This window comes from Halomonas sp. 707D4 (genome assembly GCF_024158685.1).
Lineage (GTDB): Bacteria > Pseudomonadota > Gammaproteobacteria > Pseudomonadales > Halomonadaceae > Vreelandella.
Genome location: NZ_JAMZBD010000114.1, coordinates 1 through 7,829, shown reverse-complemented (window position 1 = coordinate 7,829; position 7,829 = coordinate 1). Strand labels below are relative to the sequence as shown.

Annotated in this window: 10 protein-coding genes; 4 read left to right on the top strand and 6 right to left on the bottom strand. The window is 67.3% G+C overall.

Translation table 11 applies throughout. The features are described from left to right. Positions 1 to 644: hypothetical protein (locus tag BIS11_RS06935; protein WP_253585857.1), on the top strand; the 644-nt coding region annotated here is incomplete at its 5' end. A gap of 7 nt (positions 645 to 651) precedes the next feature. Here BIS11_RS06935 and BIS11_RS06930 read toward each other — a convergent pair. The 6 genes from BIS11_RS06930 to BIS11_RS06905 all read right to left on the bottom strand — a co-directional run bounded on the left by BIS11_RS06930 (position 652) and on the right by BIS11_RS06905 (position 4,873). After that, positions 652 to 1,818: a glutathionylspermidine synthase family protein gene (locus BIS11_RS06930; protein WP_253418445.1), complete on the bottom strand. Its 1,167-nt coding sequence runs from the start codon at positions 1,816 to 1,818 to the stop codon at positions 652 to 654. Between the two features lie 7 nt (positions 1,819 to 1,825). Continuing rightward, positions 1,826 to 2,437, bottom strand: a complete 612-nt coding sequence (locus BIS11_RS06925; RefSeq protein ID WP_253418447.1) for a DUF1190 domain-containing protein — start codon at positions 2,435 to 2,437, stop codon at positions 1,826 to 1,828. Positions 2,438 to 2,447: 10 nt separating this feature from the next. Continuing rightward, positions 2,448 to 2,858: a DUF350 domain-containing protein gene (locus BIS11_RS06920; protein WP_227388855.1), complete on the bottom strand. Its 411-nt coding sequence runs from the start codon at positions 2,856 to 2,858 to the stop codon at positions 2,448 to 2,450. Between the two features lie 59 nt (positions 2,859 to 2,917). Further along, on the bottom strand, positions 2,918 to 3,640 hold the full coding sequence (locus BIS11_RS06915; protein WP_253418449.1) for a DUF2491 family protein: 723 nt from the start codon (positions 3,638 to 3,640) through the stop codon (positions 2,918 to 2,920). Between the two features lie 69 nt (positions 3,641 to 3,709). Then, positions 3,710 to 4,399: a PspA/IM30 family protein gene (locus BIS11_RS06910; RefSeq protein WP_253418451.1), complete on the bottom strand. Its 690-nt coding sequence runs from the start codon at positions 4,397 to 4,399 to the stop codon at positions 3,710 to 3,712. Between the two features lie 15 nt (positions 4,400 to 4,414). Further along, positions 4,415 to 4,873 (bottom strand): DUF2170 family protein, encoded by a 459-nt coding sequence (locus BIS11_RS06905; protein WP_253418452.1) that lies wholly within the window; start codon positions 4,871 to 4,873, stop codon positions 4,415 to 4,417. Between the two features lie 187 nt (positions 4,874 to 5,060). Between BIS11_RS06905 and BIS11_RS06900 the strand changes: the two genes are divergently transcribed. The 3 genes from BIS11_RS06900 to BIS11_RS06890 form a co-directional block, all read left to right on the top strand. Continuing rightward, positions 5,061 to 5,672, top strand: coding sequence for a cyclodeaminase/cyclohydrolase family protein (locus BIS11_RS06900; RefSeq protein WP_253418454.1), 612 nt, complete (start codon positions 5,061 to 5,063; stop codon positions 5,670 to 5,672). A gap of 97 nt (positions 5,673 to 5,769) precedes the next feature. Beyond that, entirely contained in the window at positions 5,770 to 6,744 is a 975-nt protein-coding gene (locus BIS11_RS06895) for a DJ-1/PfpI family protein (RefSeq protein ID WP_253418456.1), read from the top strand. A gap of 15 nt (positions 6,745 to 6,759) precedes the next feature. After that, the coding region (locus BIS11_RS06890; protein ID WP_253585856.1) for an MFS transporter at positions 6,760 to 7,829 on the top strand (1,070 nt) is incomplete at its 3' end.

Sequence of the window (7,829 nt, the reverse complement as noted above, 5' to 3'; positions counted from 1 at the left end):
GCTACCGCCATACGGCCGCTAGCTTGAGCCAAGAGGCGAAAGCGTTGCGGGCGATGCTGGCGCTGCCCGAGGCCCAGGAGCGGCGGCTGATCAGCTGGCTGTCGCTGCAAAGTGTCTCCGGCTTCGTGCTCGGGGCGCTCTTGCCCCAGGAGGCGGGTTGGCAGGCGCGTTCGCTTGCCGACAACGCCAATGCGCTGTGGGAACTCAATACCGGCGACGTCATCGCCACCGACAGCCAGCGCTGGCGCCAGCTTGCGGCGCGCCTGCCGGCGCTGCCCGATGGCGTCACCGCGATCACCACCACGCCGCTCGACGACGCGACCCGCCAGACGCTCGAGCAGAAAGGCGTGACCGATATCGTCGAACTCTACAGCGAGCCGGCGCTTGGCGTGATCGCCGCCCGGCGCTCGCCGGAGGCGCCCTTCGAGCTGTTGTCGCACTGGCACCCGACCGAAAGCCATAATTACCTGCTGCGCCTGGCGCCGGGCAGCGCCATGCAGGAGGTCAAGCTGGCCGAGCCGCTCGCGTGGGTCGGGGCGCGCAGCTTCGAGCGCGCGGATGCCGGCGCCCTGTGGCCCGGTTACGCATCGAGCCAGGCCTCGCGCCGCTATCCCGGACCTGTCCATAACGCCAGCGCCGCCTGACGCGGACTCAGACGATCGCGTGGGGCACGAAGCAGGAGGAGTCCTTGGTGATTCGCCCCACGTCCTCGCGAATGCCCATCCCGCAGGCGCGATCTCCCACCACCCAGCTCCCCACCAGGGCGTGAAAGTCACCGAAACGCGGCATGGGATGATACGCCTGCCGAATCCAGGGGCTGTCCACGTAGGGCCCGGCCACGCTCTCGAACGCGCCGTCGTTGGTCGTGAGCTCCACGTTGCTGCCTTCGCGTGAAAAAAACGGTTTGCGCACCCAGCCTGGTGGCAGAGTCGTCTCGCCGGGTTTTTCGAAGTACGCGGGCAGCAGGTTGGGGTGATCCGGGTACTCTTCCCACAGAAGCGGCAGAATTCCCTTGTTGGAGAGTACCGCTTTCCAGGGCGGCTCGAACCAGTGGGTATCGAGTTTGGGAATGAGTTGGCCGAACGCTTCCTGGGCCAGCTCCTCCCAGGGGTAGAGCTTGAACAGCGCGTGGATCGGCGCATCCTCCAGGTCGACGAAATAGTCGCCGCCTTGCAAGACGCCAATATCCTCGGTGTGGATGAACGGCGCTTTCAGTCCGGCCTGCACGGCGATGTCCTGCAGGTAGTGAACCGTGGCGCGCTCCTCGGCGTTGTCCTTGATGCACGAGAAGTGCAGCGTGTTGTCGCGCAGGCGCTGGCCGATGTGGGCCAGCGCCCCCATCAGCTTCTCCTGGATCGAGTTGAACTGGTCCGCATGACGCGGAACGAGGCCCTGCTCGATCGCCTGCTCGAGCCACACCCACTGGAAGAGCCCCGCCTCGTAGAGCGAGGTGGGCGTGTCGTAGTTGAGCTCCAGAAGCTTGGCCGGGCCATCGCCTGCGTAAGCGAAGTCCATGCGCCCGTAGAGGTGCGGCTGGCCGGCGCGCCAGGAGTCGAAGATGGTGTCCCACATGAACTCCGGGATCGCCAGGCGCTGGAGCAGGGCGTTGGAGTGGCACACCTTGTCCACGAGCGCCATGCACATCTCGTGAAGCTCCTCGGAAGGCGCTTCGATGTCACGCTCGACCTGCTCGAGGGTGAACTGGTAGTAGGCGCTCTCCTTCCAGTAGGGCTCGCCGTCGATGGTATGAAAATGAAACCCCAGCTCCTCGGCCAGGGTTTTCCAGTTCGGCCTTTCGGCGATGTCGACTCTCAGCATGGAGGGCTCAGGACCCCCAGCCGCCGCGCGCGGAGGAGCGCGAGCCGAAGCCGCTGCGCTGGGTCGCCTGGCGGTTCTGGGTGGCGACGTTGCGCATCGTCTGCTGGCGCTGGCTGACCCGCTGGCTCGCCTGGTTGGTGGCCGCGTTCCAGTTGCCCTGGTTCTGGCGATTGCGGTAGACCGGCTCCTGGTAGAGCCCCTGGCGGGTGGCCCCACGGCTGGTGCGCGACATCATGTTGCCCACCATGTAGCCCATCAGCGCCGGCATGAACCAGCTGCCGCCGCTGGTACCGGTGGCGGCCTGGGCCTGCTCCTCGGTGGGGGCGACGCAGGCGCCTTCACCGTGCTCGGCTTCGCAGGCCTCCAGCGAGTCGAAGCGCGGCACTTCCTTGATGGAGGCCTGGTACGCCTCTTCGCAGGCACTCTCGGTGTAGACGTTGGCCGCCACGCACTCCTCGACGCTCTGGAAACTCTTGGGGCTGTCGAAGCTGACGTCGGTCACCTCCTCGGACTGGCCGCAGCCAGTGAGCGTGAAGGCGCCGGCGCCCATCAAAGCAAGTGACAGCCGCAGGCTGCGCTTGCGGTGGGGCAGGTGAGAGGGTTGATCGTCTCGGGTCATGATGCGCTCCTTACCAGGTCATCGAGGCGGCGTTGAGCAGGCCGACCGCGATGCAGATACTGCCGACGAGAATGCCGTAGGCCATGTGGCCTTCGCTGATATGGGTGGAGAGGCTCTCCCCCTGGCTCTTGAGCATCACTTTCAGGCCGAAGAAGGTGGCCAGCTGCACGCCGAAGGCGATGACGCCCCACAGCAGGAAGTCGATGAAGCTGATCGAGTTCGCCATGGCGCTGTAGAGCGGCAGCGTGAAGCCGAGAATCGAGCCGCCGTAGGCGGTCGCGGCCGCCGCGTTGCCCTGGCGAATCAAGAGCCACTCCTTGTGCGGGGTGATGCGGCTGTAGCAGTACATGAAGGCGCCCAGCAGGATCAGTGCGCCGATCAGGTAGCCCAGAAAATGAGGCAGGCCTTGCAGGTAGTTCATGGTCGCGTCTTCCTTGTTCGAAATGGGGCGCTTGACGGCCTAAAGTAATGGCTCGATGGTCAAATAGCATCAATGTCGATCGAGGCCACGTCAACGCCGAGGTTCTCCACCAGCATGAAGCTGCCGTCCTCGTCGCTTTCGCCGCTCATCAGGACGTACTCCATGCGCTCGGAGCCCGCGATCGAGCGCTCGAAGAGCATGGCATGATGGACCACCTGGCGGCTAGTGACGCTTTCCGAGGTCGTCACACGCTCCTCGAACTGCACCGGCGGCGACCAGTCGCTGGCCGGGTCGCCCCATACCCGGGTGAATTCACGCGCGCCCTGATCGCCGGTCGCCTCGATCGTGAGCTGCCGGGTACCCAGCGGGCGCGACGCCGGCGCGCCTGGATCGAGCAGCGCATCGAACTCGTCGTTCGAGAGGTGGCTCACGCGATAGAAGTCGAACAGCTTGTACTCGATGACCCGTCGGTTCTCCACGTTGGCTTGAAGCCAGGTGTCGTTGTCGAGGTAGAAGCGCACCAGGTGCGCACCCTGGCCGAGCTCCACGTGGCCGACGGCGGCGATGTGGTAGTCGCGGTCGCTCTCCCAGGTGAACAGCGTATCGGAAAAGGCGGCCAGCTCGCTCAGGTTCAGGCGCACCCGGCCATCCAGGCGCAGCCCGGCGAAGTCCTCCGCCGTCATGCCGATCGGAAGACCCAGGGCGAAGCCCGCCGGCGACGCCGCCTGCGGGGCTTGCTCCTCGTCTGGCTTGCCGAGCAGCGCTTTCAGTGTCTTGAGCATGTCATCTTCTCCCCGGGAGGCCGCGGATTGCCGGGCCTCCCTGCTCGACGCGATGGAATGGGGGCCGGCTCAGGAAGCGCTCTTTCTGGCCTTGATCCGCGCCAGCACGTCGTCGGCCTTGCGGTCGCTGGCGCCGATGCCGGCGGCCTTGAGGCGCGTTTCGAGCTCGCTGCCGCTCTCCTCGGCGGAGAGCTGCTCGGCGGCCTTCATCTGGGCCGAATCCAGCGCCTGGCGCTCGCGAATGCGCTCCAGCGACTCCATGGCGCTGCCCATGGCGCTGTTCTGGCCCGAGTGACGCGCCGCCACGGCGGACTGCGCCCGCTGGGCGGACTCGGTCGCCTTGACCACGCTGACCTGTTGCTTGAGCTGACGCAGCTGGTTCTCGGTATTGCGGATCGCACCGCGCAGGCTCTCGATGCTGGTGTCGAACTCGCCGACGATGTGCTGCTCGGCATCCAGCGCCTCGCTCAGCGCGACGATGCGCTCGGCCACTTCCAGCGCCAGCTGCTCCTCGCCCTTCTCCAGGGCGGCGGCGGCGCTCTGCTCGAGCTCGTCGATCTTCTTCTCGAGGGTGGCGGCCTTGTCGCTGTTGATCTGGCGCTGGCCCATCAGGCGGGCGAGCTCGGTCTTGGAGGCCTTGAGGTGCTGCTCGGCGTCACGAATCTCCTGGTCGAGGATGCGCAGCGCCTGGGAATCCACCACGGCCTGTCCGGTCTCGTGGGCCTTGCCGCGAAGGGCGGTCATGATCTTGTTCAGCATGGGAACTCCTGAAAATCAACGAATCGGGTTGACGAAATGATCCTGAATCAGCCGCGCCACTTCCACGGCGGCGCTGGCGGTGGCGTGCAGCTCGGCGCAGATGGAGGCCAGCCGCGAATCGCCGAACAGTTGGCCGAACGCGACGTAGTAGTCGCGCTCGTCGAAGGTGACGATGCCGATCGAGGCCAGCGGCAGCAGCACGCCTTGGCGCAGCAGCTCCTCGTTCAGCGCGGCCTGGTCGGCGATGCGCTCGACCGGGATGATGGGCGTCATCGCCACCCACTCCTCGTCGCTGCGCGATAGCGTAAGCGTGAGGTTGCCGTAGTCGTGCAGGGTGAAGAGCAGGGTGTCGTTGGCCGCGTCGAGCTGCACGTCGGCTTCGGGCCAGTCGAGCCCGTCGGACCCGTCGGCGGCCATGATGCGCTCGTAGAGTTCGGTCGCCGTGGCGGCGGGGGTGTCGTTAAGCGTCGTCAAGAGCGAGACTCCTTGTAAGCAAATCGTATGAAAACGTCCATGAAAAACGGTTAAGCGTGCACCTCTGCTTTGATACTACCGCAATCGTCGCCTGTTCGGGGCATAAATGAATTAACCTGAAATCAACCTTTTTCGACCCCGCATCCCGGCGCGAGTTCGTCGCGCCGGCCGCCTTCAAGGAGCCGTCATGACCCAGCAAGCAGACCACCCAGGCATCTGGCAGACGCCGCTCGACGCGTTTCGCGACGCCCTGGCCCACGACCCGATGCCCGGCTGCGGCGCGGCGGCGACGGTGACCGCCGGCTGCGGCCTCGCGCTGATGCTCAAGGGGCTCCACCTTGGCCAGCGTCATGCGCCGAGGGCATCGCGCGCCACGCTCATCGAACGCGGCGAAGCGCTCCAGCAGGCGCTGGCGCCGCTGGCCGACGCCGACGTCACCGCCTTCGAGGCCATGATGGCTGCGCTCGATCGACCGCAGCAGACCGAGCAAGAGCGCGCCTCGCGCGCCGCAGCCCTTCACCGCGCCGCACGTGATGCCGTCGAGGTGCCGCTGTCCACCGCCCGGCGCTGCCTCGAGGCGCTGGCGCTTGGCGAGGAGATCCTGGAAAACATCGAGGCGCAGTTTGAAAGCGATGCCCGCGCCGGCGGATATCTCTTGAGCGCGGCGGTCGAGAGCGTGCTGCTCAACGTCGAGGCCAACCTCGCGGCACTCGACGAGCAGGATCGACGTTACGCCCTCAAGGAGCGCGATACGCTGATCATCGAGCTGGGCGCCGCGCGCGCGGCGCTGGCCCTTTAGCACCAAGCGCTGATGTCCTGATCGGTGGGGTGATGGTCCTTGCCGACATCGCGCCGGCGGCGGAAACTGCGATCTCCCTCTTTGCGGAGTCTTTCGCGTGACGCGCTCCATCGCCCTGCTCGCCTTTCACGACTGCCAGCTGCTGGATGTCAGCGGCCCCTGGCAGGTGTTCGCCACCGCCAACGAGCTTGGCGGCGAGGCGCTCTATCACTTGACCCTCGCGGCCGAGGCGCCGGGCAGCGTGATGACCAACGGTGGGCTTGGCGTCCATGCCGATATCGCCGTCGAAACGCTGGCGGATCGCCTGCCCCTCGATACGCTGTTGGTCGCCGGCGGCCGCGGGGTGATGGAAAAACGCCTCGACCCGCTGCTTTTGGCGCGCCTGCAGGACGCCGCGCCCCGGGTACGCCGGCTGGGGTCGATCTGCACGGGGGCGTTCCTGCTGGCCGCGGCGGGCCTGCTCGACGGGTGTCGCGTCACCACCCATTGGCGCCATGCCGAGGCGCTCGCCCGGGCGCACCCGGCGCTGAGCGTCGAGGCCGATGCGCTCTATCTCGAAAGCCGGGGACGCTACACCAGCGCCGGGGTGACGGCGGGGATCGACCTGGCGCTGTCGCTGGTCGAGGCCGACCACGGCGCGGCCCTTGCCGGTCAGGTCGCCCGGGAGCTCGTGATGTTCCTGCACCGCCCGGGCGGCCAGTCGCAGTTCAGCGAAACCCTTCGCCATCAACAGAGCGCCGGTCCTCTGCGCCGCCTGCTCGACAGTCTCCACGCCGACCCCGGCGGCGCGCACACCCTGGAGAGCATGGCCGACGTCATGGCGGTGTCGCCGCGCCACCTGACGCGCCTCTTCGCGCGCCACCTGAACACCACGCCGCACCGCTACCTGACCCGCCTGCGCCTGGAACAGGTGCGCCTGGCGCTTTCCCGCAGCGGCCCGCCGTCCTCCCAGGAGCGGCTGGCCAACGGGCTCCGCCTGGGCGGGGCGGAGCAGCTGCGTCGCCAGTTCCAGCGCCATTACGGCGTCTCGCCCTCGGTCTACCGGGCGCGTTTCTCTTCCTCTCACGCTTGAATCGAGGACCTTCACATGCCGCTATCCGTATGGCTGCTTTCCCTGTGTCAGGCGCTGCTGGTCAGCGGCAACATCCTGCTCATCGCCGTCTCGCCGCTGGTGGGTGCCGCACTTGCCCCCGGTCCCGCCTTCGCGACGCTGCCGGTGGCGGTGCAGTGGCTGGGGCTGATGGGCGCGACGATCCCCGCCTCGCTGATCATGGGCCGGCTCGGGCGCAAGCGCGGCTTCGTGCTGGGCAATTTGGTCGGACTCGTCGGCACTTTCGTGGCCATGCTGGCCCTGTCACTGGGCCACTTCGGGCTGTTTCTGCTGGCCACCTTCCTGATCGGCGTGGGCATCGGCTTTGGCCAGCTCTATCGCTTCGCCGCGCTGGAGGCCGCGAAGGCGCGCCACCGCGAGCGCGCGCTGGGGCTCGTCATGGGCGGCGGGTTACTCGCCGCCTTCGCCGGACCCTGGCTTGCGCGCTTCAGCCGCGAACTCTCCGAGGTGCCGTTTCTGGCGAGCTTCGCCGGGCTTGCCGTGCTCTACGTGGTTGCGCTCGGGTTACTGCTCGTCACCCGGCTACCCAAGGCATTCGTCGAACCGCAGGCCGGCGAGCAGCGCCCGCTGGGCGAGATCCTGCGTCAGCCGCCGTTCGTCACGGCGGTCGTCTCGGCGATGGTCGGCTACGCGGTGATGAACCTGGCGATGACCGCCACGCCCCTGGCCATGTCTCATGCCGGCCACGGCTTCGATCACGTGGCGACCACCATCCAGTGGCACGTGGTGGCGATGTTCGCGCCGTCGTTCTTCACCGGGCCGTTGATCGCCCGCGTGGGGGCGAAGGCGGTGATCGTGGCGGGCTGTCTGCTGCTGGCGGCGAGCACGCTGGCCGCGCAGCTCTCGCTCACCTTTGCCGGCTTCAACCTGGCGCTAGTGCTGCTCGGCCTTGGCTGGAACTTCACCTTTCTACCCGCCACCGGGCTTGCGGCAAAGGCGCACCGCCCGGCGGAGAAGGCGCGGGTGCAGGCGGCCAACGAGTTTCTGGTGTTCGGCGCCGTGGCGGTATCGGCACTCGCGGCGGGGCCGCTGGTCAGCACGCTCGG

What these genes read in the sequence shown, in the direction of transcription:
- BIS11_RS06920 (WP_227388855.1), bottom strand. Translation starts at nt 2,858, where the DNA reads ATGAACTACCTGCAAGGCCTGCCTCATTTTCTGGGCTACCTGATCGGC.
- BIS11_RS06925 (WP_253418447.1), bottom strand. Translation starts at nt 2,437, where the DNA reads ATGACCCGAGACGATCAACCCTCTCACCTGCCCCACCGCAAGCGCAGC.
- BIS11_RS06910 (WP_253418451.1), bottom strand. Translation starts at nt 4,399, where the DNA reads ATGCTGAACAAGATCATGACCGCCCTTCGCGGCAAGGCCCACGAGACC.
- BIS11_RS06930 (WP_253418445.1), bottom strand. Translation starts at nt 1,818, where the DNA reads ATGCTGAGAGTCGACATCGCCGAAAGGCCGAACTGGAAAACCCTGGCC.
- BIS11_RS06915 (WP_253418449.1), bottom strand. Translation starts at nt 3,640, where the DNA reads ATGCTCAAGACACTGAAAGCGCTGCTCGGCAAGCCAGACGAGGAGCAA.
- BIS11_RS06900 (WP_253418454.1), top strand. Translation starts at nt 5,061, where the DNA reads ATGACCCAGCAAGCAGACCACCCAGGCATCTGGCAGACGCCGCTCGAC.